The sequence below is a fragment of the Bradyrhizobium sp. JR4.3 genome, assembly GCF_040547695.1.
In the GTDB taxonomy this organism is placed as follows: Bacteria; Pseudomonadota; Alphaproteobacteria; order Rhizobiales; family Xanthobacteraceae; genus Bradyrhizobium; species Bradyrhizobium canariense.
Map to the genome: position 1 here is coordinate 16,018 of NZ_JBEPQF010000046.1, position 25,803 is coordinate 41,820.

At 58.5% G+C, this 25,803-nt stretch carries 20 protein-coding genes and 1 pseudogene; 8 read left to right on the forward strand and 13 right to left on the reverse strand.

Annotated elements, in window-relative coordinates; all coding sequences use genetic code 11:
- Nucleotides 1-460: 460 nt before the first annotated feature.
- The 3 genes from ABIB91_RS37545 to aepX form a co-directional block, all read right to left on the reverse strand.
- Nucleotides 461-1,993 (reverse strand): radical SAM family RiPP maturation amino acid epimerase, encoded by a 1,533-nt coding sequence (locus tag ABIB91_RS37545; protein WP_354171928.1) that lies wholly within the window; start codon nt 1,991-1,993, stop codon nt 461-463.
- A 140-nt stretch (nt 1,994-2,133) separates the two neighbouring features.
- The gene (locus ABIB91_RS37550; protein ID WP_354171926.1) at nt 2,134-2,526 is read right to left on the reverse strand and encodes a Nif11-like leader peptide family natural product precursor; all 393 of its coding nucleotides are present in this window, start codon (nt 2,524-2,526) and stop codon (nt 2,134-2,136) included.
- Between the two features lie 467 nt (nt 2,527-2,993).
- The gene (aepX, locus tag ABIB91_RS37555; protein WP_354171950.1) at nt 2,994-3,854 is read right to left on the reverse strand and encodes a phosphoenolpyruvate mutase; all 861 of its coding nucleotides are present in this window, start codon (nt 3,852-3,854) and stop codon (nt 2,994-2,996) included.
- 1,090 nt (nt 3,855-4,944) lie between these two features.
- Here aepX and ABIB91_RS37560 point away from each other — a divergent pair.
- The 3 genes and pseudogenes from ABIB91_RS37560 to ABIB91_RS37570 all read left to right on the forward strand — a co-directional run bounded on the left by ABIB91_RS37560 (nt 4,945) and on the right by ABIB91_RS37570 (nt 8,005).
- Entirely contained in the window at nt 4,945-6,063 is a 1,119-nt protein-coding gene (locus tag ABIB91_RS37560; RefSeq protein ID WP_354171924.1) for an NAD(P)/FAD-dependent oxidoreductase, read from the forward strand.
- Nucleotides 6,064-7,266: 1,203 nt separating this feature from the next.
- A pseudogene (locus ABIB91_RS37565) lies at nt 7,267-7,611 on the forward strand (IS66 family transposase); the annotation flags it as partial.
- Between the two features lie 115 nt (nt 7,612-7,726).
- The gene (locus tag ABIB91_RS37570) at nt 7,727-8,005 is read left to right on the forward strand and encodes a hypothetical protein (protein WP_354171922.1); all 279 of its coding nucleotides are present in this window, start codon (nt 7,727-7,729) and stop codon (nt 8,003-8,005) included.
- 629 nt (nt 8,006-8,634) lie between these two features.
- Here ABIB91_RS37570 and ABIB91_RS37575 read toward each other — a convergent pair.
- Together ABIB91_RS37575 and ABIB91_RS37580 are read right to left on the reverse strand one after the other, a co-directional pair.
- Nucleotides 8,635-8,868, reverse strand: a complete 234-nt coding sequence (locus tag ABIB91_RS37575; RefSeq protein WP_354171920.1) for a hypothetical protein — start codon at nt 8,866-8,868, stop codon at nt 8,635-8,637.
- 477 nt (nt 8,869-9,345) lie between these two features.
- Complete coding sequence (locus tag ABIB91_RS37580; RefSeq protein WP_279682225.1) at nt 9,346-9,528, reverse strand: hypothetical protein; 183 nt, start codon at nt 9,526-9,528, stop codon at nt 9,346-9,348.
- 622 nt (nt 9,529-10,150) lie between these two features.
- Here ABIB91_RS37580 and ABIB91_RS37585 point away from each other — a divergent pair.
- Genes ABIB91_RS37585 through ABIB91_RS37605 form a run of 5 tightly spaced genes read left to right on the forward strand, consistent with a single transcriptional unit; the run spans nt 10,151 to nt 14,836 of the window.
- Nucleotides 10,151-11,407 (forward strand): pyridoxal phosphate-dependent aminotransferase, encoded by a 1,257-nt coding sequence (locus tag ABIB91_RS37585; protein WP_354171917.1) that lies wholly within the window; start codon nt 10,151-10,153, stop codon nt 11,405-11,407.
- Nucleotides 11,383-12,198, forward strand: coding sequence for a phosphocholine cytidylyltransferase family protein (locus tag ABIB91_RS37590; protein ID WP_354171915.1), 816 nt, complete (start codon nt 11,383-11,385; stop codon nt 12,196-12,198). Before ABIB91_RS37585 ends, ABIB91_RS37590 begins: the two co-directional genes overlap by 25 nt.
- Nucleotides 12,195-12,815 carry a CDP-alcohol phosphatidyltransferase family protein gene (locus ABIB91_RS37595; protein WP_354171913.1) on the forward strand — a complete coding sequence of 207 codons (621 nt, stop codon included), beginning with the start codon at nt 12,195-12,197 and terminating at the stop codon, nt 12,813-12,815. The genes ABIB91_RS37590 and ABIB91_RS37595 overlap by 4 nt, the downstream gene beginning before the upstream one ends.
- A 42-nt stretch (nt 12,816-12,857) precedes the next feature.
- Complete coding sequence (locus ABIB91_RS37600; protein WP_354171911.1) at nt 12,858-13,988, forward strand: aminotransferase-like domain-containing protein; 1,131 nt, start codon at nt 12,858-12,860, stop codon at nt 13,986-13,988.
- A gap of 26 nt (nt 13,989-14,014) precedes the next feature.
- Nucleotides 14,015-14,836: a class I SAM-dependent methyltransferase gene (locus ABIB91_RS37605; protein ID WP_354129469.1), complete on the forward strand. Its 822-nt coding sequence runs from the start codon at nt 14,015-14,017 to the stop codon at nt 14,834-14,836.
- Nucleotides 14,837-15,679: 843 nt separating this feature from the next.
- Here the strand turns inward: ABIB91_RS37605 and ABIB91_RS37610 are convergent.
- From ABIB91_RS37610 to ABIB91_RS37645, 8 genes are all read right to left on the reverse strand, one after another.
- A complete protein-coding gene (locus ABIB91_RS37610; RefSeq protein WP_354171909.1) occupies nt 15,680-16,948 on the reverse strand; it encodes an extracellular solute-binding protein in 1,269 nt (422 codons plus the stop codon).
- A gap of 111 nt (nt 16,949-17,059) precedes the next feature.
- Nucleotides 17,060-18,061, reverse strand: coding sequence for a succinylglutamate desuccinylase/aspartoacylase family protein (locus ABIB91_RS37615; RefSeq protein ID WP_279682215.1), 1,002 nt, complete (start codon nt 18,059-18,061; stop codon nt 17,060-17,062).
- 261 nt (nt 18,062-18,322) lie between these two features.
- Nucleotides 18,323-18,805 (reverse strand): HIT family protein, encoded by a 483-nt coding sequence (locus ABIB91_RS37620; RefSeq protein ID WP_279682213.1) that lies wholly within the window; start codon nt 18,803-18,805, stop codon nt 18,323-18,325.
- Between the two features lie 183 nt (nt 18,806-18,988).
- A complete protein-coding gene (locus ABIB91_RS37625) occupies nt 18,989-20,485 on the reverse strand; it encodes a porin (protein ID WP_279682376.1) in 1,497 nt (498 codons plus the stop codon).
- 922 nt (nt 20,486-21,407) lie between these two features.
- Nucleotides 21,408-22,160: a phosphonate metabolism transcriptional regulator PhnF gene (gene phnF, locus ABIB91_RS37630; protein WP_279682212.1), complete on the reverse strand. Its 753-nt coding sequence runs from the start codon at nt 22,158-22,160 to the stop codon at nt 21,408-21,410.
- Between the two features lie 370 nt (nt 22,161-22,530).
- Nucleotides 22,531-23,364 (reverse strand): carbohydrate ABC transporter permease, encoded by an 834-nt coding sequence (locus ABIB91_RS37635; RefSeq protein WP_279682211.1) that lies wholly within the window; start codon nt 23,362-23,364, stop codon nt 22,531-22,533.
- Nucleotides 23,361-24,218 carry a carbohydrate ABC transporter permease gene (locus ABIB91_RS37640; protein ID WP_354171907.1) on the reverse strand — a complete coding sequence of 286 codons (858 nt, stop codon included), beginning with the start codon at nt 24,216-24,218 and terminating at the stop codon, nt 23,361-23,363. Before ABIB91_RS37640 ends, ABIB91_RS37635 begins: the two co-directional genes overlap by 4 nt.
- A gap of 83 nt (nt 24,219-24,301) precedes the next feature.
- The gene (locus ABIB91_RS37645) at nt 24,302-25,480 is read right to left on the reverse strand and encodes an ABC transporter ATP-binding protein (RefSeq protein WP_279682209.1); all 1,179 of its coding nucleotides are present in this window, start codon (nt 25,478-25,480) and stop codon (nt 24,302-24,304) included.
- Nucleotides 25,481-25,803: the final 323 nt, after the last annotated feature.

The window sequence follows — 25,803 nt, forward strand, 5'->3', positions numbered from 1 at the left end:
CGTTCGTTGCCTGGAGACTGGAAAGTATGAACGCGCTAGCCCAGCGGAGGGTGCTAGAGCCGAGCGGTGAATGAGCCGACACACCGCTTCGCTCCCGACATTAAGCGGCGCCACGCCAAGGATCAGGTCGGGTCGAGCCGTTCTTGAAGAGCGTGCAGCGTTCCAGTCGTACTCGCGGATGTGCGAAAAGCGAGGACTTGGCTCGAAGCCGCGAGCGCGGAAGTCCTTCGGTCGCGTCCAGCGCGGAGCTACCAAAGCCCATCCGGCGGAGCTCAGGCAAGTGGTAGACCGGATGAGTTCGAGCTGCCTAGGAGAGCCCGGCACGCCAAGAAAAGGTTCTGCGGTCATGTCGGTTCTGCGCGCCATGAAGCCGCGGACGGTGGATGCGAAATGGCTTGCCACCCCAGTCCACACTGCGAGATGGTAAGATGCCGCAGCTCCTCGATACTGACGTAGTACCTCAGTGCGAATCGGCATGATCTACGTCCGTGCGGGAGCCTGCGTATCTGGCAGCTTCGATGCGGCTCGTCGTCCAATTACTGGTCTGCCCGGCGAAGCGGTTGTCGAGGTCGTCTTCGATTACCCCGGCCGCGTACAACCGATCGAGCAAGTCAGCGACTGCAAGTACGCTCGTTCCGTCAGTCGTGACCCGCGTAACCAGCTCCGACGCTGTGCAGTTGCCGAACGCGATGAGATCGCCAACGGAAATCGGAGCGACGTCGTCCGGCACCCGGTGTTCCATGTTGCGGGCGCGGAGCTGGAAGTACCGGTTCCCTGCTTTGTACTGCAGGTCTCTGCGGAAGCGGATCGGCAGGTGGGGGGCTGGGCTCTCGAGCATATACTGGCCGATCATGCCCTGCAGCCCCTCCCGGAACTCGTCAGGCGTCCTGAAGAAACGTTCACCCAGGATGCGGTAACCGAGAGGCCAGCGTTCGCTCCCCGGTACCGGCGTCACCAGTTGCAAACGTCCCTGCTGCATATTTACGAGGAATCCGGAAACACACGCGATCGTGGTATGATCGCGTTCCACCGACGCAATTGCATCATCTTTAATGGCAGACCTGAGCTTCCCCTTCCGCTCGCGCGCGCGTCCGGCGAAAGCCTTTGCGGTCGGCGCCTCCTTGCCCTGCAAGATGAGTTCGACCCCCAGCAGCTCCTCTGGCGAAAACGTCATATGAATCTGATTGAGGTGTGCTTTGCTCAGCACGGAGAAACGATTCGGTGTGGTGCCATACAGGTTGAACAGTCTGAGCACGCGCCTGGTGAGTGCCTGATCCTTAAGCGGCGCAGCGGTCGTTGTCTGCGGCAATGCGCCCGTGATCCGATAGTAGTCGAACAGAAAGCGATCGTAGTGTGGGTTGTCCATAGGATCTGTAGCCCAGTAGCAGAAGCCAGTACGGGCTGCCAAACCAAACACCTCGCTCGCGACGCCAACTACGCCACGCCAACGCTCTGCCTGCTCTTTGCTGTAGTCGTAATAGCCTTTGAACCGGTCGGCAGAGAGGCCACAGAACCAGCAACCAACGGTGCAGCCTTCGCTCAACTCGAAAGCTATGATCGGGTACGTGACCGATAGCGATGATGCGCCCAATTCGTCGTTGCAGCGCCGGATTTGGCGCTCGCGCCAGGCATGGAAACGAGGGTTAATCGTCGACATTTCGCCTTCGTCCCGCAGGAGGTCGCGATGGCGCACCATCTCGCGCAGATGCTCGTCCCACATCGTAGCCAGCGGCCACTGGGCAGACTCCGGCTTGAAGCGATATTTTTGATAGTCTCCGTGCCAGAGCGGCAACATTTCCATTGGGTCAACTTCGATGCCGTAGCGCTCTGTTAGCGTACGAGGGGCGTTGACGTTCTCCGAAAGCGCCTTGCGGAACTCCACGTCACCGGCTAACCGCTCCGTGAAGCGCTTGACGTGCGACAGGGTGCGCCGTTGCTCGGGCGTGCGACGGTCAGAACTCTGTCGGTCGTGTTCGGTGGCAGCGCGCGTCATCACGTTACGGATAAACCTTGAAGCAGCATCTCATAAGCCTAATGGCAATGATCTCACCCCGGACGAGGGCTGCTTTCATGCTCTCGTCGCACTTCTCGTCTCCTTGAGCACGAGCCAATGCGGTCATAGCGAAAGGCATGTCAGGCCACGACCGCAACAACAACAACCAGAACAACAGCGACGGGCTCGACTGCCGAGGCGAAGTTAGAGTGTGCTTCCGCGATCTGTACGCCGCTCGTGGGCACCTTCGCAGCGGACCAGGCCGGCCCAGCGGCCTGCACAACGCCGGTCGAGAGCGCAGCACTTGAATCAGGATTGGCGCCGGCAGTCGCATCGAGCTGCTTACTAATCAACTCCTGTCGGCTTCGACACCGGATGTAACTCTTCGCTTCATCAAGAGTAAAATTGTAGCCGTGACTTTTTCCGACCGCTACAACTGATGCAAGACCTGTAGCACTCGGTTTTGCGTTTTCGAGCAGATTGCCCTTTTTCCCTACATCATTGACAAATCGCTCTATCTCAGTTTGCGACACAGCCAGTCTCCACGTCTTCGCTTAATGCTGCCAAACTATGCACGATGCCTTCGCAGGCGATCGACGCCGACAGCGCGAACAAAGCAAGCAACGCGCCAGACTGAAAATCGCTGTTTTTCGCTCTATCTCACGTCGTCAACACGACAACATTGGCTTGGAACCGACAACCGGCTCACGATGCGAGACAAGATTTCGGCCGTCGGCCTCTATTAAAGTCGTCCGTTCTTTTGATCGCGGGCGACAGCAAACCGAGCGGCCCAGTGCAGGGAAATGAGCCCCTAGATCTGCAGCATGTTTCGGATCAGCCGCGCAAGAGCTGTCGCGCCCGTATATGACGTATCTAATTCTGGGAGGGGACGCCTGTGCTTCACTGAAAAATGCGGTGGAGCGTACCAGTAAGGCGGCCGGTTGCATGGCGGTGGTCCTTCGAGATTGAGTGGCTGCGCGTAAATGAGAGGTCATCGCCCTCAGTCAGGAGGGTGAAGATAGCGCGCTTCCGCGCGGGCAAGTTCGTCATACCTCAACAGTTCGAAGACCTCGTCGAGCGTCGCAATATTGGGCTCGATACCGGCAACACCTTCTTCAGCAATGATGCAATGGCAAATCTGCCGCATTGCCGCTATTGCAGCTCGTACGGAATGGTTGGCCCAGATCACTGTTGAGATGCGGGCATTACGATACGCAGAGACCGGTGTTCGATAGTACGTCGTTGGAACAATCACGACGGGCAATCGGCTTTGCCAGGTGCGCGTGAAGGAAAGAACCTCGTCCGCGCTGCTCTTTCGCGAGTGAATCAGGATCGCATCCGCACCCGCGTCCGCGTAGGCGTGAGCGCGTAAAATTGCGTCGTCCATTCCATGCCCCGCGATCAACGCCTCGATCCGGGCCACGAGGACCAAGTCTTCCGCGACTGTATCCTTGACTGCGCGCAGGCGGCCTGAGAATTCATCGATATCCGCGAGGGGATGACGATCGCCAATGAGCGAGTTCATCTTTGGAAAGCAGCTGTCCTCCAGCGCAACGCCCGCAGCACCTCGCTGACGGAGCTTGCGGGCGAGGAGGCGCGCATTGTTGAAATTGCCGAAGCCGCCATCGCCGTCAACCAGAACGGGCAGTTTGGTCGAGTCCACGATCCGCTCGACCGCATCGACAAGTTGGCTCCATGACGCTTCGTTGACATCGCGATAGCCGAGAGAGCAAGCAATTGAAAGACCCGACGCCCAGAGACCTTTGAACCCTGCGCGCTCGGCGATCGCAGCGGAGAGGCCATCATGCGCTTCCATCAGGACGGAGAGTTCAAGATTGGAGCAGACCTGTGCACGCAGCATTTCTGCGGGCGTGCATCGATCAGGACCGTTGGCGAGTACAAATTGTGGTTCACGTTTCATGCCGAACACCCCAGGAGCGACGGTTGAGGAGCCCGACTGAGCAGCCCAACCTTCATTCGGCAATCAGTCGCCTTTTCCGACATCAAGATCAATTAGCATGCTTGATAGTTGACGGGACGTTCCTCGCCCGTCCGGTCGAGCGCGATGACCCTCTCTGTGGATCGACGCCACCTACGTGAAGCCGCCAGCTGGACGCATTGTCTCGGCGCGGGGATCGTCGCGATCGGCGTACAGTGATGGCCGGCGCGAAGTCCCCGGCATGGATGTCGGCCGATCCGCGGATGGCGTTGCTGCGCTGGCTCGCCAGGCGGGTCTGCGCGGCCTCAAGCTAGTGAATCTCGGACGCCCATGAGAGCATCAAGGCCGCCGCCAAGGTGCTGAACGCCACGTGGCAGCGCCGCCGAGTGGAGGTCGTTGAAAAGAGTTCGCGCGGACTGATTCCGTTTCCCTTGTGATTAGCGCTCGGAGGGGCGCGCGCATGAATCTCCTAACTTGGTGCAACCGAAACACTCGTCGACTCGCTTCTGTGAGCGGCGCGAATAGTGATGTTAACCTAGATTGAGCGCCCCAGAAGAGAATCATGCGACTGAGAATGGATGAAATCAACGGGGAGCCTATACAAAGGGGAGCCTATACAAACTTGATGATCATGTTGGTGTTACGACAAGAAGTTGGGTGATGAGGCGATGAACCTCGCTCAGTGCCACCTCAGAATGTCCGTATCGGAAATTGGTGCCCGACTCTGCAACGCTATGTCGACATGCAACAATTTGCATCCACTACCAACGTTAGTAGTTGATCTGGATCAAAGACGCATGTCACTGACTAGTTGATTAAGGTCGAGCCAACGTCACCTGCAGGTGTTCGGCATGGAATAACAACCACAATCTCCTCTGTCAGCGCCCCCGATTGAAGTGTTGACTTGTCGCCAGCAGAGACACAATAGAGCGAGCGATCACGACGTGGCGGAGCCCCTCTTTGCCGATAGCTTCTGCTCCAACGAGCACCCGGCCGGCTGAAGGAGGAATCGATGTTGGTCGCTGTTGTTGGAGCGGGGATTATGGGCGCGTCGCTCGCGCTTCATTTCGCCGCGAACGAAATGACGGTACTGTTGTTTGATGGCGCCGTGCCCGGCTCTGGAGCGACGGGATCAAGTTTCGCGTGCCTAAACTTCTTTGCTGCGGCGACATCGGACTACATGCAGTTCAGGTCTGAAGCCCTTGACTACCATATGGAACTTGCACGCCCCATTGGTCTGGTAGACGCCATCAGAGCAACCGGAACATTGCGTTGGTCAACCGATTCCACGCAAAATAAGAAGTTACTTCAGGCAGCCAGTATGGCCGCGGGGCTAGGAAGGACCGTCGAGTACCTTTCACGAAATGAGGCATTGAACCTTGAGCCAAATCTTTGCATCGTGGGGGGTCCCGAAGTTATTGTGCGGGTTTCTCAGGAGGGATGGCTCGATTCTGTTTATTTCACGAAGCGCATGATCGACGCTGCCGTCGCTACCGGACTAGCCCACCGCGTCTCTGAAAAATGTACAAAGATAGAGCCTCTCAACCGAGGCGCCGTGGTCTGGACTGATCGTACTTGCTACCTTGTCGATGCAGTCGTGCTGGCCAGCGGCACGGGAATCAACGCGCTGCTTGAAGATCTCGCGTATGCGCCATTGGTTCATGAGTCACCCAAAGTGCTGACACAAATACCGTATTTCGGCCCTCCCATCGAGCACGTTGTCTTTGCTAATCATATTCATTTCCGCGCAAACGGGCCTTCTTCTCTCATCGTCGGCAATGCCGGCGACCCCACGGGTCTTAGCGACTCTGGTGTAGAGGTCACGGCTGCCAGAGAGAATGTCTCGTTAGTAAGGGGCGAACTCAAAGACCCCTCCCTTGGGAAGTCCATTGCCGCGCGGAGAGGGACCTGCCCCGTCCCCAAAGATGGCTACCCGATCGTCGGGCGACTGCCTGGTCAAGCACAGATATTCATTGCGGTGACGCACGCAGGCGTCACGCTTGCCCCATATGTCGCGCTACTGCTCACCAGGGAAATTGCAAGGGAAGGATCATGTGAGGTGCTTGGCGCCTTTCGACCCGAGCGCTTCTATCTCCCGATAGATCAAAACGGAATGCGAAGAATCCAGTAGTTCCTGCCGATAGTCGTTGAAGAAATCTAATGAGACTCTTGAGCGATTTATGTTGTCGCGGTGCGAGCCGCGCGCTTTGTCGTGCGTATGATCTCATAGACGCCGGATTGAACAAAGGAGTTGTGGGTGCTTTGAGAGTAGTGAAGCCGGTGCGGTTGCGGAGAAGGCGCACCTGTAGTCGCCGCGCATCGGCGAGACATTCATCGGATGTGAACGGCCCCATTGATCGAGTAAAGGGTGCGATTCAGCGAGCGCTTTGCTCCGTAGAGTGTGCAGCCGAACAATTTGGGTGACGAGCGCGGACAGGCGACATCGAACATTGTCACCGAGAAGGATGATCACAGAATCTATGGATGGTGCGCGCGCGCAGGTCATGACGTATCACTAAGAATGTCCAGCGGGCAAGCTCGCCGGACAACGTCGATGTGCCGCATGGTGCCGCCATAATGTGCGCAGACGGAGATCTCGTATCCAAGAAAGGTTCGGCACCGGCTTCTCGATCTGCTGGGGGATGGCAGACAGCGAGGTAGGCCCTCAGGGGAAAGCGACGAATGACCTGGTGCCGCAGCAATAGCCCGAGCGGTCTGCCCCTGCCCCGCGCGTAGTGAAGCGTAAGCTCGCATCGGCACCTGTCGCCCAGAGACTTACGGTAAGCGCTTAGCCGGAACCCTTGCTTCGGGATCTGGATAGCTGCGCGAGAAGCGTCCGGCTTCGACGGAGGTCGGGATGGATTGGACAGCAAAAATGACGCGCATTTTGACGGCTCATTGGCAGGGGCGGTGAGCCGGCTGGAGGTTCTTGGAGGGCCGTCGAGGCGCCGTGTGCGTTCAGAAGCGGAGAGAGCTCGGATCGTCGCCGAGAGCCTGTTACCTGTGCCCAGGTGTCCGAGGTGGCGCGCAAGTATGGAGAGACGCACTGGCGGATCTAGGGCTGGCGACGGCGCTTTCGACGCCGAGGCCTGTTGCCGGCGTGCGAGGCGTCGCAGCCGACATTCGCGCCGCTGGTGCTGGGAGGTGCGTTGGGGGAGCGTCAGGCTCCGGCAATCAAGCTTAAGATCGCGATCGGTGATATCGTGTTGCGGACGGATACGGCCATTGATGCCGAGCAGCTGTCCCGGGTCATCCGCGTGCTGCGAGCATCACGATGATCGCGGCCGGTGCTGATCTGAAGATTTACGTTGCAACGCGGCCGATCGGTTCGACGCTCGCCGAGGACATCCGCTATGTCCTCAATCATTGGCAGGGGCTGACCCGCTTCCTCGAAGGCGGACGTCTCGAGCTCGACACCAACCCGGTCGAGAATGCCATCCGGCCAGTCTGCTTGACCAGGAAAAATGCTCTCTTTGCCGGTCATGAAATCGAGGCAGAAAACCGGGCCGCGCTGGCGTCGATCGTCGCTACCTGCAAGCTCAACGGCGTCAACCCGGCTGCCTACATCACCGAAATACTCGAAGCGATCATCGACGGCCATCCCCATAGCAGAATCGAAGACCTCATGCCGTGGCGATTCCGCAAAGCGTCAAGCCAGCTTCAAGAGGGCCTAGGCTAAGCGCTTACGACTTATGGCTCGTGAGAAAACGCGTTCCTGTGTGCCGAGAAGTACGCGAGCGGCTCATCGAGCGCACGGACGCGAAACGGTTGCGGAGAGACGGGAAGCAGCGACGTTGCGCGCCTCACCCGATCGTACCGTTGTCGGCGAGCGCCGCGAGGAGACGGTTGCAGCACTCAATCCGACAATGAAGCGCGAACTGCGTGCCGAGCGGACCATCGATGCAGGCACCGAGCGCGCGGTCGCGCAGGAAACAAGCACGCGAAGCGGCCGCGGCTGCCGAGGCAGCGCGATCGCTGGCGCAGCCCTCGCCCCCCTGCCGGCGGCCGTCCTTCGGACGGATACTCTGGCACATCTGCCGGTGGAGCACGAGCAGATCATCCGGCTTGATTGAGGCAAGCGAGCGGGCGCAGGCACAATAGACGAATCCCAGCGAACGAGCCGAGCCCGTAGTGGTATCTCGGCGCTGCTCGTGGGCTTCGTCTCTCCTCGGATTTCTCTTCTGAATAGCGCTCGCATTTTCAACGGCCCTATTCGTGGTCGAGGGTAACCAGCGCACCCCGGAGGCTACGACTAAGAGTGTGATGCCGCCGCGAAAAATACGCTTGCGGCGAATTCGTCGGCAAGCCCGCCAACCGTCAGCAGGGTGCTTGCGAACACCAGCATGTTTCGCCTGGACCACATGCGCCAGCCCACGGGCGGGATGATATTCCTTCTCGAGCCCTGCTGGAGCGGGCTATTGTTGAAGTTGCTTCAACTGGGTCTGGAGGCAAAAGCCGAGTCGTTCCCAGATTCACCCGGGCTTCTCCGGGTCATGACGCGGCGGCCTTATTCAAGGACCGGCACGCTTCAGCCCGCCTTCTTGCCGGTGACCACGACGAGCGCCTCAATCTCGCGGTCGAGATCCGCCTCCTCGGGATAGAGCGCCGGCGTGAGGCGGACGCATTGCCCTTGACGACACCCGCCCGGCGCACGGAGAGCACCTTATAACTATCTCTGAGCTTCGCCACGATGGCGTCGTTGTCAGCTTCGTCGTAGGAGCCGGCCTTCCGGCGTCAGGATCTCGATGTCCTTGAACGCGCGCACACGGCGCACCCAGTAGTCGCGCAGATAGCGCAGGCGGGCCTGCTTCGTGGCCGCGCCGATCTCCTGGTTGCGCGCGATCGTGGCGGGCACCGTCAACACGGTGGCGCAATTGACCGTGCCAGCGTGCACCCGCGGGCGGGCGTCGGTCTCCGGAAACTCTTCGTCGCCCATGTCGCGGTCGACGTCGGCGAGGCGGTTCGTCCGGATGTCGAGGAACCCCCGCCCCGAGCGACGCGCCGATCCATTTATGCAGGTTGAAGCCGACGAGGTCGGTCTTGAGCTCGCCTACCTTGAAATCGAGTTGTTCCCACGAATGGGCCGCGTCGACGATGGTGCCGATTGCTTGGCCTCGGCCATGCGCACGATCTCGGCGATCGGCATGACGAGGCCTGTCCGATGGCTGATGTGGATTGGGAGCAGGAGCCTCGTCTGCGGGTTCTCGTCGAGCACGCGGGCGTAGGCGTCCAACGCGGCCTGTCGGGTCGCTGGCTCCGGCACCTAGAGCTAGGTGACCTCGACCCAGCGCCGTGCCTTGAGCGCGTTCATGGCATATTGCATCGAATCGTAGTCGAGACGGCGTAGAGCACAGCATCGCCGGGCTTCAGCTTGTTATAGCCGCCGATCAGGAGCTGCAGCGCCTCTGTCGCGTCAGGCGTGAGCGCGATTCTCGGGTGCCGCGCCCACGGCTTCCGCCACCTTGGCGCGCATGGTCTCGAAGTCCGGTCCGGAGCGCTGCCGCACATAGTAATTCTGATAGTTGACGATGTCCGGTTGGCGGATGAACTCACGCTGCACCGGCTCGTTCATGATGCCCCAATGGCCGTTCTCCAAGTTGACTGCATCCGGCGCACGGCATAGAGCCCGCGCACGGCGCGCCAATCGGCCTCGTCGATGGCGCGGGCGGCACTGTCGGAATCGGACTACGGCGGGTTTCAAACCGCCTCGTGCATCGACATGCCTGCAAATGATAGACGCCATCGTCAAGAGCACGCCTAGACGTGCTCGACTCTGAGAACCGTAGAGCCGCAACTCTCGTCTTAATTCTAACGACTTACATTGCGCTCGGGTCAACTACCAACGCTAGTAATTTGATCTACTGATGGGAGCAAACTATTAGAAGGATGAACATCGGGCTACGCAAGCATCAACTGCAAGGAGTTCAGCATGCAAACTCACTCAAACTCTGTTCTGGCCGACGGCCGCGATCGATGCGTTGGCTCCTCGGTTCCAAAATACTGTGTGCTCAAGTCTGCTCCAACCGCGGCCCTCCTTTCTCGTGTAAGTGCATAGGCGCGATGAAGGGGCTCCGGTCTCAATGAACTCTTAAGCGCCATTTGGCTACGAAGCGGCTGTCGAACGGAAGAGTGATATCCGCAGGGGCAGACTGCGTACCAACGACGAAGCGGTTGCGATCACCTTAACAAACTCGGCAATCGAAGCAGGAGGAGCGCGCATGTTGGCGCAACGGATGTCTTTGCTCTCAGGTTCGGGCACTGCCGCCGCCCGTGAGGCGGCTAAGAGAGCTGCCGCGACCGGCCGTCAGATCATCGATCTGGCCGCCGGCGAAGTCATCATCGATCCACCATCATCCGTGCGCGACGGAGCGATTGCTGCCATCAATGCCGGGGCGAACCGGTATACCGATTCCATCGGCTTGACGCCGCTTCGCGGCGCTGTCGCCGCAAAGCTGTCTGCGGAAACAGGCATCGGCTGGAATACGGATAACATCGCTATCACTGCGGGTGCAAAGCAGGGCCTGCTCGACGTTGCCTTGGCCGTATTCAATCCCGGAGATGAGGTCATCATCATTCGCCCCTGCTGGCCGACATTCCCGTCCCAGGTCCTTCTCGCTGGCGCAAAGCCCGTGTTCGTTGATGTTCGCGCCCCGACATATACTCCTGATATCGTCGCACTTCGCGCCGCTGTCACCCCGCGCACGAAAGCCATTATCATTAACTCGCCGAACAATCCGACCGGCGCCGTCTATGATCGAACGACTCTACAAGCTATCGGCGATCTCGCGATCAACTATCAGCTCTGGATTGTTTCCGACGAAAGCTACTCCAGCTTCGTATTCACCGGTTCGCGCCATGAGTCGATCGTCATGGCGCATCCCGGCGTCCGTTCAAGGACAATCCTGGTCAACGCCTTCTCAAAAGAGCTGGCGATCACCGGTTGGCGCCTGGGTTACTTCGCAGCTCCTCCGGAGATCGTTTCGGCGGCCAAGAAGCTGCAGAGCCATACGACCTCGAATGCCAATGTAATCGCACAGCACGCGATCCTGCATCACCTTGAAGTCGGCGACGGCAGTTTTGAACGGAAGCTGCATGAGCGTCTGTCCGACGCTCGCAACAACGGCCTTCGTATCCTCTCTGGTCTGCAGGACGTAACCTCGCCGGGCGCCGACGGCTCATTCTTCTTCTATCTCGATCTCAGTAGGCTTGTCTCAGCTTTGCCGGCCGGCGGCCACCTTCGATCCACCGACGACATTGCACGATTGCTCCTGGAGGAAGCCGATGTGGGCTCCGTCGCCGGTAGTGCCTTTGGCGACGTGAACGGGCTGCGTCTCTCGTTCGGCGCTCCACCGGACCTGCTGGAGTCGGGACTTAGACGTGCCATCGAGACCCTGAACAACCTGCGACCAGGCAAGCAGCGGCCTGAAGCCTTCGAGGAGGACATTTCGAAATGCTCAATGATACACGGGCGGTGATCCTTGCCGCAGGAATGGGCTCCAGACTGCGCCCCTACACGGAATTCGTTCCGAAACCCTTGGTGGAGGTGAACCGAACCCCGATGCTGCACAACGCGCTGCACCATTTGTCTGAGCTCGGGACGCGCAAGGCAACCATCGTCGTGGGTTATCGCAAGGAAGCCATCGAACAGTCGTGCGGCCATCGATTTGAGGAGGTCGACATCGATTATGTCCACAATCCCATCTTCGATCGGACTGGCAGCGCCTATTCCCTATGGCTAGCGCGAAATGCAATGCTTGCCGGCGACACTGTCTTTCTCGAAGGCGACGTGTTCTTCGAGCGAGAAGTCCTCGAAAGAACACTTCGAACGGTCTCTTCTACCAAGCAGAGCGTGGCGGCTGTTGCGGCGTTCAACGCAGCAATGAGTGGCTCCGCCGTCGAGCTGGCTGACGATGGTTCTGTCGTCACGTTCGTCATGAACCAGACGCCTGTCGAGGCCCGGGCCAGGGGTCTCTTCAAGACCATCAACGTGACGCGCTTTTCCGCAGACGCCTCGCGCGAACAGCTGGTGCCAGCACTGCACCGCGCTGTGGAAAGCGGGCATCGTACGGCCTACGTCGAGCAGATCCTCGCTCGGCTTGTCGAGCAGCGAGAGCTGCAGCTTTCAGCGGTGGATTGCAGCGATACCCGTTGGTTCGAGATCGACAGCGAAGATGATCTGCGCCTGGCGGAGAAGATGTTCGCGCCGCCGATGATCCGCGCAGTTTCCGCGGCAAGTTCCATCCCGCCGACGGGAGCAAGGCGATGATCGGGTATCTGCGCGACCGTGCAAATGCCATCACCGCCCTCGCCTATCTATTTGCCGTCATCGGGCTGTTCCTGGCCCTTAACGGCGAGATCGAGCTCGGCGTTGCGGCAATGCTTTGGACCTGGTTTCTGGATCATTGGGACGGGCATGTTGCCCGGAAGATGCGGCATCTTCGCCGTCCAGGTGTGGCAGAGTTCGGGAAAAGCTTCGATGGATTTGCCGATCTCATTCATGGCGTTGTGTTCCCGGCCACGATCATTGTCCTTGTTGGCCAAGGCACGATGCTGTCGCTCGTCGCGAGCTTGGCGCTGATGTTGGCGGGCGCGATCAGGCTCAGCTATTTCGAAAATGTCGGACTCACATCTGATGCGCGATTTGTTGGCATTCCGGTTTCATACGGTACGCCAGTGCTTACTATCCTGCTGCTCGCTCGCCCGTTGTTATCGGACGATGTTTTTCCGACGACTGTTGCGGCAACCTTCATCATACTCGCACTGTTGTACGTGACCACTGCAATCCGCGTCCCAGCCATTCGTGGAATTGCTGTGCCGATCGCGACAGGCTTTGCAATCGCCGGCTCGATCGCGCTGGCAACTGTCGCGGGTATTGCCCGTTAATCCGACTGAAGATCGTTCTGGTTTCAAGCCATGGAGGGGAAAATGGACAATCTTTCAAATCTTAGCGAAGTTGCACAGCCTTCCGCACGGTTCATCGACTTCGGACGCAATTTTCCACCTCCGAGTCCGCTTGTACGGACTGCACTCCAGGAATCATTTTCCTATCTTGCGAAGACGAATGTCGCAGAGGCCATTCGATTTCCTCGATTCACCGGCACAGCGCAGGATCGTGAAGCCGGTGCCAATTGGCTCGCACGGCGACTTGAACAAACGCTGGATCCAGACCGAATAGTGCTCGCTAACGGTACGCAGAGCATCCTCGCTATGTTGCTTGCGTACTATGTTAAACCAGGTGGCGTTCTCCTTACGGAGGCACTTACCTATCCCGCGATCAAACCACTGTCGCATCTATTTCGAGTAAAGTTGTATGGCATCTCGATTGATGGGGAGGGGATTGAACCTGAAAGCCTTGATCGTGCGTGCAACAAATTTAAGGGGAAGGCGCGCGCCTTGTACTGCATGCCTACTCTTCACAATCCCACATCAGCGATTATGACCGAGACGAGGCGACAAGAAATCGCGAAGATCGCGCGCCGTCATAATCTTTCGATCTTTGAGGACGACATCTATGGCGTCCTTCCACAGAGCGCTCCTCCCCCCCTTTCTGCGTATGCGCCCGAACGCAGCTGGTATATCTCGGGTCTCAGCAAATCCTTGGCTTGTCAGCTTCGGATCGCCTACGTTGCCGGCCCAAGTTTATCGACGACGCAGAGGGTATTTTGGCCTGGGGTTAGAACGACAAATTGGATGGTTGCGCCTCTCATCGCGGAGATCGCGACCCATTGGCTAACGACTGGCTTGGCATCTAAAATTATAGATTCAGTGCGCCTCGAAACGAAAAGCCGACGGAATATCGCGGAAGAGGCATTCGGCATGCCATTCGATATCGATCCGGCAAGTTACCACCTCTGGATCAAACTGCCAGACCACCTAAGCCTCAGTGATTTTGTCGAAGCTTCGAAGCAACGAGGTGTTGTCGTCGGGGCTGGAAATGCCTTCGCCGTTGGTTCGTCTCTAGGCAACACGAGAGTCCGAATCGGACTTGGGGTCGCTACCGATCACGACCAACTTCGCAACGGCCTGTCAATGATCGGCAAACTTATCAGAGCATAGCTTTCGGAGATCTTTGAAAGGTTACGATGACTACCAACTTTCCCAATTTTGAGACCCCCTGGTCCGAATTCACTGGCGAGGGCGAAAGCTATGACCTTTATAGACCCAGCTATCCCGCTGAAGTTGCGAGGGTAATCATTGATCACGTCACCAACAAACGCTTCGACGCCCCTATCGTTGACGTGGGAAGCGGCACAGGAATTTTCACAAGGGTGCTCGCCGCGGAAGCGCAGGGAAGGCTCGCCGTTATTGGAGTTGAGCCGAATGCAGACATGCTTCAGATTGCTGGCAAGTCAGCGCCCCACGATCTGCAAATCACGTTCCGCATTGCAGCAGCTGAGCGGCTGCCATTTCCAGACAAGTCTGTGTCTGCCATCGCGGCAGCTACAGCGGCCCACCGGTTTGATAGACAGATGTTCTACACCGAGGTCGCGCGCACATTGCTCCCAGATGGGATGTTGGCGCTTGTTCACAATCGACACCGATACTGGGACAGCCCGGCGCTTGCCGAATACCACCAATTCGTCGAACAGTGCATTCCAGAATATCGCAGGGGCACTTTCACAACCCTCGCTGGAACGTACTCGACGATCGACTTTTGCAGCGAGCTCGTTGCTGACCTCCGATTCGCAGACGTGATCGTTCGGCATTGGAATTGGGATTTCGATGTGGACCTTTCACACTTCCTTGCACTGAGTTTCTCGTCCAGCCTCATGCAGCGATCTGCCTCGGCCATTGGCAAGCAAGCCGTTGCCGCAAAGCTAACCGAATTATTCGATCGATACTCTCAGGACGGTCTACTGCGTCAACCTCACGTGACCGAGGTGACATTAGCGACAAAGCGATAATCGAGATTATCTCGGTCAGGAATGGAACCGGCCCCTGCACATTATTGCCTGGCGGCTGCCACGGTGACGAATAGCAGGTCAGATCGCGCTTCGCATGCTAGCCCAAGAGCTAAAGAGGCGGACGATAAGCGGTCAAGTCATCATTGCCTCTAGTTTGAGTGGCCCTGGGCCCCTGCGGTCTACCCCGGATCGAGCGTCTCGCCATTTGATGGGGAACTCCAAATGCCGCCTTCCCAGTGTTGTCAATTGGAATGCCTACTCAAGTCCACGCCCATTTTATCGAAACGGCCTCGTTACCCCGGGCGGCACTCGCCGTGGACACGCACTCGGGAGGACGTAGCGCTGAGTATACGTTTTGCGCGATGATTCCGTACGTGGCCGAGACGACACAGCGGGGCTCATTGAACTTGTCCAGATCTTTGGAACGCCAATGACATTCGCTTTGGACAAGGAGGATCACAACGCGGGAAGTCTCTTCGCCGCCTGTGAACGTGTTGGAACTTCAGTTCTGGCCGTAGAACTCGGCGGAGGTCCAACCGTCGATATAGACGCTCTGCGGAGGAGATTTTACGAATAGTCGTCCATCTTGAAAACCCTACGCGAACGGCCTCCGACGGCACTGCTGCTTGAGGCAAACCACGAGCCGCCATTGAGCGGTCGCGATATGTAACCCTCGAAACCAAGACTCAAAGAGCGATGATCTCATCATCAACTGGCTCCCTGAGGCAAGCTGACTCGCTCCCGGCCAATGCCGAAGAAGCACGGTGGCCGCCGCTGTCACCTACACCATCTTTAGGGGCACGTTCAACGGAGTCGCCGACGAGTATGCTTGCAGCTTTGCAATTATCCAAGGAGCTTCTTGGCTTGGCCTGCCATGTTCTGCAGTGCTTCCTCCGGTTTGCTGCCCCAGAAGAGGACGCCGCGCATTTGATCGCACATCATCTTTACGATCTTGGCCGTGTTATCGCTCGGGAACGAGAATTGGTCCCCTGTCACCGCAAGCCGTTCCACGATATCCCGATGCAGCGGGTTAATCGTCAAATACTCGTCGAGGAATACGGAGTCCTTGAGAGCCGCGAGATTGACGGGCATGTACCCGCTATTCTTCGCCAGTATCATCTGGCCCTTTTTACTGGCGGCGAACTTCATGAAATCCAACATGACTTCTTGCTTGGCCTGATCTTTGGTAAACATGAAGAAACCATGACCGGCTCCCGCCAGTCGACCCTGAGGCGCAATGGGAATCTGGGCGATGGCCAGTTCGAAATGCCCGGCCGCCGCCTTCGCCGTCGAAGTCATGCCGCTTGCGGACTGAATATGCATTGCAGTGCTACCCGACTTGAACGCCTGGCGAGCTTGCTCCGCGGACATATCTATCCTGACGGTTTCACCAAAACGCGCAAGAGTGGTCAGCGCCTGGAGACCTGCCGGGCTGTCGAAGGCAATTGATTTCAGTACCCGGTTCATCATCTCCCCCCCGTAAGACGACAATAGGGTCTGGAACATCCAGGCGTTGCTGGCCTCGTATTCGATGAAGCCGCCGCTGACCGTCTCGTTTAGACTTTTGACCTTTAGACCGAATTCATGAATTTCATCCCAGGACGCTGGAGGTTTCGGATTCAGGTAACCCGCCTTGCGAAGAAGGTCCATGTTGCAGTAGATGACGGGAATGGTCGTCCCGAACGGGACGCTGAAGACTTCGCCATTGACGCTTGCCGCATCGATCATCGCGCTCGAAACTCGAAGGGCTTCAAGACCCCCAGTGTCGCCGCCGAAGAGCTTGTTCAAAGGCTGCGCGATCTTTCTGTTGGCGAGGATCCCCGCATAGGTCAGGGCTTGCCAGGAGCCGTCCGGCAGGGAATTCACAAGAGAACCTCGGATCGTGCTGTTCAATAATGGGTCCCAGTTGTCCCCGTCAGCTACAAATTTGATCGACTTCGAGGGGTTATCAGTTTCGAATTGCGTCGTCAGTTCGGAGAGAAGAGCCCGGTAAGTCGGATTGGCTTGCGAAATCGTGACGGTCGTTTTCTGGGCGGCTCTGCCGACGGCCGGCATGGCGTATACGGCGGTCGACACGGCTCCGGTCACCAGGACGCTTCTGCGGGTGATCATCGTATGGTGCTCCGTTAAGGGGCAATCGGTTTCGGTGTGAGCAGTCGCTCGAAGAATCCGAAGCCGTCAATTGCAGCGATTGCTGTCATGAGAGCAAACCGCGGGAGCTTCTTACGCCTTCATCGGCACCGCGAGCTTGAAGACGCCATCGCCGATCTGTGTTGCAACCGGCAGACGACGGCAGAGTACGAACCCGGCTTCGGCGAAGTAAACCGGCGTCGGCTTGGACCACGGTGTTTCAATAGAATGCAGGAGGCCGGCCAACTGGTCTTTGGTGACCCAGTCGCCTAGTTGCACGAGCGGCTCTAGCAGCCCGCTTGCTGGCGAGAAAACGGTTGAGCTGATCGGGAGGCGACGCATGAACGCGACCTCGGGAGCTGAGTTCGAAGGGCCATCACAAAGGACGCCGGCCCGATGCAGCAGACGTATGACGCCGGTGCGCGCTTGCTCGAGCGTCGATAGGTTGACTGATCCTCCTCCGCCGATTTCGGCGGAAATGTTGAGGACCCCGGCGCGGTCGCATGCGCCGAGAATGCTCGAAGGGGTGTAATCTTCCTCATCGACGAAAAACGCGACCGGAAGTCCGAGTGCCTTGGTGAGATCCACGACGCGGCGTCGCCTGTCGCCATCGATAGCTCCAGAAAGCATTGCCGACGGGAAATAATCGATGGATCTACCGCCTGTATGGATGTCCACGACAAGTTCTGCGCGCGACATCAGGACCGTCTCGATGAAGTGCGCGATGCGCTCGGTCGCCGTGCCGCTTTCCCTGCCGGGGAACACGGCGTTCAGATTCCCGTCGTCAGATGGGGCAAAACGCCGTCCGGCTCGAACGGCCTCGGCATTCGCGGCGGGAAGCATGATCAACTGGCCACGAACATCCTCGACTTCTACGGTGCCGAGCAGCGACCTTGCGATGAGTTGCCCCTCATACTCGTCGCCGTGGCAGCCGCCGATGACCACAACGCAGGGGCCGTCGCCGTTGCGTATGGATGTGATAGGAACCATAGAACATCCGAATGGCGATAGCTCGCTGGTCGTCTTCACGTTGAGATAGCCGTCCTGACGGCCATCCTTATCTAGATCAATGCTCAATTCAAACGACTGGTTCATGAGCTCACACTCCTCTCGGTTTGACGACAGTCGAATCTGTGAAGCGGAGCCGAGACTGTTCTCTCCCACAACGGTTCGTGACCCGCAATATCGATAGGTTCGCTCAAGGACATGTGTTCGCGAAACTTCGGTGGCGAAGCTCAATCCGCAGGAACAAGGAAGTTATTGAGATCATAAGGGGCCTGGACCGCAGTCAGGCACGCCTCAATCGGAGACTCTAGAGGAAGGCAATGACGGGGAGCACGACGAGGGTGCGCGTGATCAGGAGAGGGAGATCGGAATCCGGTCGCGCTCGCAGAGCTTGGAGAGCTCCTCGCGCAACGTGGCTTTCACCTCCGAAAACTCCTGTTCCGGCAGGAAGTGCGATTCGATCAACTGGCGGTCCAGCGTCCAGATCGAATCGCCAGGCAGCGGATCGGTGCCGTAACGGGGAACGATGTTCCAATGCACGTGAGCAAAAGAATTTCCGAAGAATGCGACATTCATTTTCTTCGCGCCGAAGGCTAACTGAACTGCCTCAGCGACCATCGCCACTTCCAGAAGGTGCTTCGTGCGTATCTCGATCGGAAGATCATGCAGTTCGCGTGCCTTCCGCTTCGCGGAAAAGAAGCAGTAGCCTTTGAAATACTGACGATTGCGGCTGAGCGTAACAATGCCTGTTTCGAGCTCGGCAACGAAATGGCGCTCGTCTGAATTGTCGATCAACCGCAGGATTTCGGCCGGCGAATAGCTTTCATGAGCCATTTTATATGTCTTTCTATATGGAGGTCCGTCAAATATCAGGATTTCGGTAGACTCGTCACGTCGCGAACCGCTGTCGGCATCGGCCCTTCGGCGGTCTGCTTGAGGGGCACAATATTTTGCAGGTCGTCACGACGGATGTGATGCTCTGACTTCGGGTCGGGATAGGCATTGGTTGAACGGAGCTCACCAATTCCGCTGTGCGCGCAGAAGAATGTTCACGGCGCCCTGGTCCTTCAGCTCATACGCAGCACCCGGTTTGGCACTACCTGACTGGAGCGGCAGCGTCACAGTGCTTCCGCCTGCGTACTTTTGATCGAGCATGTTGTAAGCAATCTCGGCTGTGAAGGACAGGTTCTTGACCGGGGTCCAGATTGCGCGTGCACCAACAACCGCGTAGTTGAAGTCGGGGTTGCAACCGGCAACGCCGCTCGATAGCCCGATACCTGCTACGAATGCGCCGCAGATGTAGCCTTTCGCTCTGCTGTCATACCGGACAGCAGCCCACGCTCCATAGAGGCTGGTGGCCCAATATGGATCCCAGTTGTGGGTGTACCCACCGTTGAAACCATAGACCGTGGTCAGCTCCTGACCGGCACCGGCGACAAAGACGGAGTCAGACACACCGGCGATGCCGAGGCTTTGGTAAGCACCTGCTGCTCCGGTACCGCCGTATCTCGCGAAAGTCGTCGGCATATAGCTGTTGAACCCATAGCGGCTTGCGCCATTGGCATACATGCCGCTCACATTGATGGTGTCACCCAGCCCGGTCGGAAGGTTCTTGATCGACAAGGCCAATTGCCCAGCCCAGCCCCATTTGTCGGCCGGATGACCAGTCGTCTCGGCCGCGCCATAATATGCGGCATGGTTGTCATGCGCTGCGACCGATGCCTGAAAGAGGCCCCAAGCCTGGTCAACGCGAAGCATAGCGACGAGATCTGGAGCTCGCGATCCCCCGATGTCGCTGGCACCGTAGGCACCGGTTGCGAGACCTGCCGGCGTCGCGGCGCTCACGTTCCATATGTTGGTTGTGTATCTGGCGACCTGATCCTGAGCCGAGAAGGAAGCGGTGATGCCCTGACCGAAGTCGGCTGTATACGTGAATTGATTGACGGCGTCTCCGCCGCCGCTGCCCGGCAGCTCGAAGATGTTCGCTGGATACTCGGTCCAGGGTGTGTTGAATTGCGACTGCGTTTGACCGAAGGTGAAGCCGGCGAACTGGATGAAGGCTAGGTACACCTGGAGGTAACCGCCTGCGACTGCGTCACCGGAGTACGTCGTGGCACCGCCAGAGAGACCCGCGCCAGCACCGGCGTAGCCACCTGTGGTCCACTGGAGCAGGCCTTCGAAGAAGGTCCGAACGACGCCGTACTCGGTCGCGGTACGCGTATCGATGTCGAGGGCCTCACGAGACCGCATGGTGTAATAGTTACTAAGGCGGTTGTTAGCTCCGCCCGCGCCGGTTACGCCGTTCGGCAAGAGAGTTGTGTCAAAACGCAGGTATCCACCCAGTCTGATGCAGGTGTCGGTCCCCGGAATGTAGTAGAATCCGGCACCATAGAGCGAGCAGGCCTTCACGTACTCAATCGCTTTTGCTTTGACGGGAAGGTCAGCTGCTTGTGCGCCGCTCAGGGCGAGTAAACCTGCCGCTGAAGTCAAAACCACCTGTTTGATCGCACTTATGTACCGCGCACGGTCGCCATGAATCGGCCCATTCAGGGCAGAGCACAGCTCGATCTGGGCGGATCTAGAAGCCGGGTCCGAGTGCCCCATACAGCCGCTGTTCAATGATTGTCGTGAGGGTGATGCGCGATGGCAGGTCGTCTCGTTCGAGTTTCGCTTGATAATTTTCTTCAGCACAAAAGTCTCCATTCACAAAGACGCGATCGTTGACTGTAGGTTTTCGGTTTCCTAGCGAGACGAGGCCGCAAAGCGTTCGGCGAGCGCAGGGATGGTGTCCCGCAAGACCGACCACTGGTGGCGAAGTCTCACGCCAGATTCGACGGATTCGACTGGCGTTCTGGCGGGAAGATGAGCCCGACATCTAAAGTGCCGATGTCGGTTCGCTGAACCAGCGCTGACAGTTTCTGGATGAATGCGCCAAACGTACCTTCAGCCGAAACAAAGATCCGGCACTCGGCTAATCACTCGCTGAAGCGAATGACTCCACCACATATTGCTGGGCCATTCGGGCGGTTGAGGCGGCGATCGAAGCGCCGTCGACATCGACCTTGATGTTGCAACTGTAAATCGGCTCCCTGCCCTGTCACCGCCTGCTGGAGGACTGCGGATTAGCTACGTGAGTCGCTTATGATTGATGAGGCAGGAAAATCTCGCTCGTCCACTTTCCGGAGAGGAATTCCTTTATGTCATTCTTTTAGATGCGACGCCGCTTGAACGATTCGAGAGATGGATTGCGCTGTCTGCTGGGCGCTTTCGCCGATAGAAATGAAATGGTTTGGTACAGGAAGCGGCAGCCGCGAGGTGGCGCCCATGCAAGCAGTCTGGTGAAGCATCGGCGCTTCTCTGGTCTGGAAAGAACGGCGAATCTGCCTGCTAATCAAAGTGGCAAACATCTCCTCAGACGAAACACGGGTTCATTTCATCACTCGCTAAATCGAATAACAACTTGCATCTGTTGCGGCGCCATTCGGCCTCTTGTGACCACGATCGGAACGCCGTCAAGGTCCACATTGATGTTGGTCATCAAAATCACCGGTTGCCGTCGCGGCAGCGCAAGCAGCAGGGCATCGGCCTGCGACAGTAAACCCGCGGAAATTCGCGTCTCGAATCTGTGATAGTCGAGGATTCCAAAGTGTTTCCAGGACTCCGTGAGACTGCCCGACTGTTCGATCAGCGCCTCGATTCCCTCGAATCGAGGCAGTGGGAAATAGCTCGACGAGATCGAGGCGGCGATACCATCGATCAGTATCAGCGTATCGACTCTGCGTGCGAACTGGGTCTGTGGCACACGGAGGTCGCGCGCAAGCTCCCTGTCGACGCGAACCCGCGCGGAACCGACGAACCGGCGCTCGCTGATCCTGTGCATGTCGCGCACGGTCGTGCTCAGACGGGTCCGCGCCCCCAATCGGGAGTGGACGACGCGCTCCTTGACGAAGGTGCCGCGTCCCTGCTCGATGCGCACATAGTCGCGCTCCTTCAGCACCGCGAATGCCCGGCGCACAGTATTGCGGTGAACGCCGAAGATCGCGGCTAGCTCAGTTTCTGTAGGTAGGCGTTCGCCCGGCTTATACGTCCCACCGATGATATCCTTGCGGATGGCCTCGACCACGATCCGCCATAGCGAGTTCGCACCACGCCTGGCGTAGAGGGAAGATGGGTGATTCTGTCCGGTCATCGATCTCGGGCCTGCGCTGGCGGAACGTCTGCGCCAAAGCCCCCGCCAACGTCCAGCGCCTTAGCACATCAAACCGGCGCGGCAATGACCGTAAGGGGCAGATGGCAGTCGAAATTTGCCGGAAAATTCCCATGTGCAGCAGGAAATCGGCGGGATTTCACTTGTGCCGAACTGGCGCTTCGCTCCACTGGAGCCGACGCTAACGCACCGGCGCGGGGACGCCCAACATTATTCTGGAGCCGTATTCTTGCGCTCGCTGTATCCTACTGTCCGAAACGTACCAAATTGGGGGGCGTCGGCAAAGCCAGGCCAGCCGAGCGGAGGCCGATTAGATACAGACCGTTCGTTACTGACTCTCAAGAAGGCTTCATCATTTGACGGCTCCCCCTGTCATTCCTTCAACGAACCACTTCTGAGCGGCGAGGAAGGCGATGACAAGGGGAAGAATGACGATTGTGGCGGCTGCCATGAGGGGCCCGTAATCGTTCCCTGCCTCCTCATTCGCGAACGCAATAATGCCGAGCGGTGGCGGCATCAGGCTCTCCGAACGGACCGCGATCAGCGGCCAGAAGAGGTCATTCCAACGGCCCACGACGGAGAAGATCGAGAATGCAATCACCGCCGGGAGCGCCATCGGTACCATCACCTTCCAAACGATGCCCAGTTCCGAGAGCCCATCGAGGCGCGCGGCGTGGACCACGTCGTCGGGAATGGTCTTGAACACCTGGCGGAAGAGGAAGATGCCAAACGGCGAGACCACGAAGGGAAAGATAAGCGCTGCATAGGTGTTGAGGATACCGAGTTCATAGCAGAGCACGAAAAGTGGCAGCGAGAGCACCTGGTGCGGCAGTAGGAGCCCGATCAATACGAGACCAAAGATCAGATCACGGCCAGGAAAGCGCAGTTTGGCGAGAGCATAGGCGCAAGGGGCGCAGATTAGGATTTGGAGTGTCAAGATTGCGGCGCAGACCAGGATGCCATTTCCCATATAGCGCGCAAGCGGCGCGGAGGTTAACGCTTTTCTGTAGTTCTGTACCGCATACCATTGCTCGGGGAGAAATGCGAAGTGTTCACGAAATATCTCACCCGGCGGTTTCATGGACAGGCTAATCATCCAGACGAAGGGGACGAGGATGATGGCTGCCGTGATCAGCAACACGGCGTGGCGCAATATGGCGGCCTGAGGAGAGAGGCGGGCGTTCATTGGTAGTGCACCCTCTTGTCCATGACGCGGGCTTGAATGATCGTTAGTGCCACAACGATGAGAAGGAATACGACGGCGACGGCTGCGCCGTAGCCGGTGCGCAAATATTCGAAGCTCTCGCGGTAGAGCGTGTAGAGCAGTACATCAGAGGCGTGGCCTGGCCCTCCCTTGGTCAACACCTTGATGGTGTCGAAGGCCTCGAAAGCGCGGAGCGCCACGACGATAACGACGAACATCGATACTGGACCGAGCATTGGCAAGGTGACGGTCCGGACGCGATCGAGCCAGAGGTCAGCACCGTCGATCTCGGCGGCATCGTAGAGGTCGTGGGGGATCGCTTTGAGGCCGGCGAGAAAGAGAACCATAGCAAAGCCGAGGTTCTGCCAGATGCCGATGATTGCAAGCACCGGCAAGGCCGTCACCTCGTCGCGCAACCAGTTGGCTGTGGGCAGCCCCAGCGCAGAGAAAGTCTGGTTGACGAGGCCGATGGTAGGATGGAGCAGCGCCTCCCATGCGATCGCCATCGCAGCCAGCGTCGCCATGAATGGCAGAAAGTGAATGGCGCGGTAAAGAGCGCGCAGCGACCGTCCGCTCTCGATCAGCATTGCGATGGCAAGGCCGAGAATCACGGTGCCGGGCACCACAATCAGGACATAGATGACGGTGTTGAGGAGCGAGGCTCGAAATCCGTCGTCGGCGAATACCTCGCGAAAGTTCGCGATTCCAACGAAGGCGAAGGTGTGCGCGCCAAACTGCCAGTCGGTTAGTGCGACAACGAAGACCGCGATCACAGGTACGAAGAAGAGCAGGACAAGCAGCAGGACCGCCGGCCCCGCGAGGGTGTAGGCAGCCACCCCCTCGGCAAGGCGCTGCCGACGCAAAGGCACCTGAGCGGCGCGCTCTGGCGCGTCCGCGGACTGAGTGCGACCGAGCGCATTCACAGGGCGAACTGCCGGATCGGGATGAGCTTCGGTGTCTCCCCCGACCCGCTGGACCGAAGCCTCTTGCCGTCCTGGCCAAAGACCAGGATGCGGTCGGGATTTACCGACAAATGCAGCGTTTGGCCGAGCGCGATCTGGGGCGCCCGCTCGGCGGCCAGCCGGGCGATAAGCGGATGATCGAGGCCGGCGAGGTCGAGATGGACGAATAGATCGGAACCCATGTGCTCGATGAGCCGGACCGCCCCGGTCAGGGTATTGACGCCGACGCACTCGGAAAGGTGGAAGGCTTCCGAACGGATGCCAAGGGCGAGCGCCGTACCAGGCGGCGCATCGGAGAGGATCTTGAAGCTGGTGCCGAAGGCATCGACCAGGCCCCGCTCGCGCACAATCGCGTCGAGAAGGTTGATCTTGGGGCTTCCGACGAATTCGGCCACGCGGCGGTCGTCGGGGTCGGCATAGATATCTTGGGGTGGAGCGACCTGGATCAACTCGCCATCGAGCATCACTGCGACTCGATCAGATAGCGTCATCGCCTCGGCCTGGTCGTGGGTGACGTAGACGAAGGTGACGCCCAGACGACGATGGAGGTCCTTGATCTCGGCGCGCATCTGGACCCGGAGCTTGGCATCCAGATTACTGAGCGGCTCATCCATTAGAAAGACGGCAGGGTGGCGGACCATCGCGCGGCCCACGGCGACGCGCTGGCGTTGTCCGCCGGAGAGCTGGCCGGGCTTTCGGGAAAGCAGATGGCCGATGCCCAGCGCCTTTGCGGTGCGGGCAACTTCTGCGTCGATTTCGGCCGAGACTTGCCGGGCGCCCGGCATGAATCTTCCCAGGATCGGCAGCCTTTGCCAGAACTTCAATCGCCGCATGCGAAGCGGCAGGGCCATGTTGGCGGCTACGGTCATATGGGGATAAAGCGCGTAGGACTGGAACACCATGGCGACATCACGGAGCTTCGGCCGCAAGCCATCAACTAGCCCCTCTCCGATCCTCACGGAGCCGCTGTCCTGCACTTCCAGCCCCGCCAAAATCCTGAGGAGCGTCGACTTACCGCACCCCGAGGGCCCCAACAGCGTCAGGAACTCTCCATGGTCGATCGCAAGCGAAATACCCCGAAGGACCGGCGTTGGGCCAAAGGATTTGGTGATGTGATGAAGGTGGATGTCACTCATGGCCCACTTTCTGTCCAGACCGGCCCTCATCGTGCCGGCATCTTGCTAAGGCATTCTGGCGATCGCTACCCGGTCTTGATGAAACTGCACTGACAGAATAGGTACGACCGCGCCATTCATACCCATCCTGGCGGTCGCTTAGCACGTCCAGGCTCAGTCAACGAGCCGCCATACCGTATTCAACTGCACTTGGGCAATGCGATGCCAAGATGACATAGGTGCACGATTATGCACCCATCTCCGTGATAGCACCTTGCAATCGAGACAGCAGACTGGAAATTCTGCCAACCCTGAATGACAGTCAGCTAGCTGGTCGGCAGCTC

Coding starts and splice junctions, on each gene's coding strand:
- ABIB91_RS37545 (WP_354171928.1), bottom strand. CDS start 1,993: ATGACGCGCGCTGCCACCGAACACGACCGACAGAGTTCTGACCGTCGC.
- aepX (WP_354171950.1), bottom strand. CDS start 3,854: ATGCTGCGTGCACAGGTCTGCTCCAATCTTGAACTCTCCGTCCTGATG.
- ABIB91_RS37560 (WP_354171924.1), top strand. CDS start 4,945: ATGTTGGTCGCTGTTGTTGGAGCGGGGATTATGGGCGCGTCGCTCGCG.
- ABIB91_RS37575 (WP_354171920.1), bottom strand. CDS start 8,868: ATGGGCGACGAAGAGTTTCCGGAGACCGACGCCCGCCCGCGGGTGCAC.
- ABIB91_RS37585 (WP_354171917.1), top strand. CDS start 10,151: ATGTTGGCGCAACGGATGTCTTTGCTCTCAGGTTCGGGCACTGCCGCC.
- ABIB91_RS37590 (WP_354171915.1), top strand. CDS start 11,383: ATGCTCAATGATACACGGGCGGTGATCCTTGCCGCAGGAATGGGCTCC.
- ABIB91_RS37595 (WP_354171913.1), top strand. CDS start 12,195: ATGATCGGGTATCTGCGCGACCGTGCAAATGCCATCACCGCCCTCGCC.
- ABIB91_RS37600 (WP_354171911.1), top strand. CDS start 12,858: ATGGACAATCTTTCAAATCTTAGCGAAGTTGCACAGCCTTCCGCACGG.
- ABIB91_RS37605 (WP_354129469.1), top strand. CDS start 14,015: ATGACTACCAACTTTCCCAATTTTGAGACCCCCTGGTCCGAATTCACT.
- ABIB91_RS37610 (WP_354171909.1), bottom strand. CDS start 16,948: ATGATCACCCGCAGAAGCGTCCTGGTGACCGGAGCCGTGTCGACCGCC.
- ABIB91_RS37615 (WP_279682215.1), bottom strand. CDS start 18,061: ATGAACCAGTCGTTTGAATTGAGCATTGATCTAGATAAGGATGGCCGT.
- ABIB91_RS37620 (WP_279682213.1), bottom strand. CDS start 18,805: ATGGCTCATGAAAGCTATTCGCCGGCCGAAATCCTGCGGTTGATCGAC.
- phnF (WP_279682212.1), bottom strand. CDS start 22,160: ATGACCGGACAGAATCACCCATCTTCCCTCTACGCCAGGCGTGGTGCG.
- ABIB91_RS37635 (WP_279682211.1), bottom strand. CDS start 23,364: ATGAACGCCCGCCTCTCTCCTCAGGCCGCCATATTGCGCCACGCCGTG.
- ABIB91_RS37645 (WP_279682209.1), bottom strand. CDS start 25,480: ATGAGTGACATCCACCTTCATCACATCACCAAATCCTTTGGCCCAACG.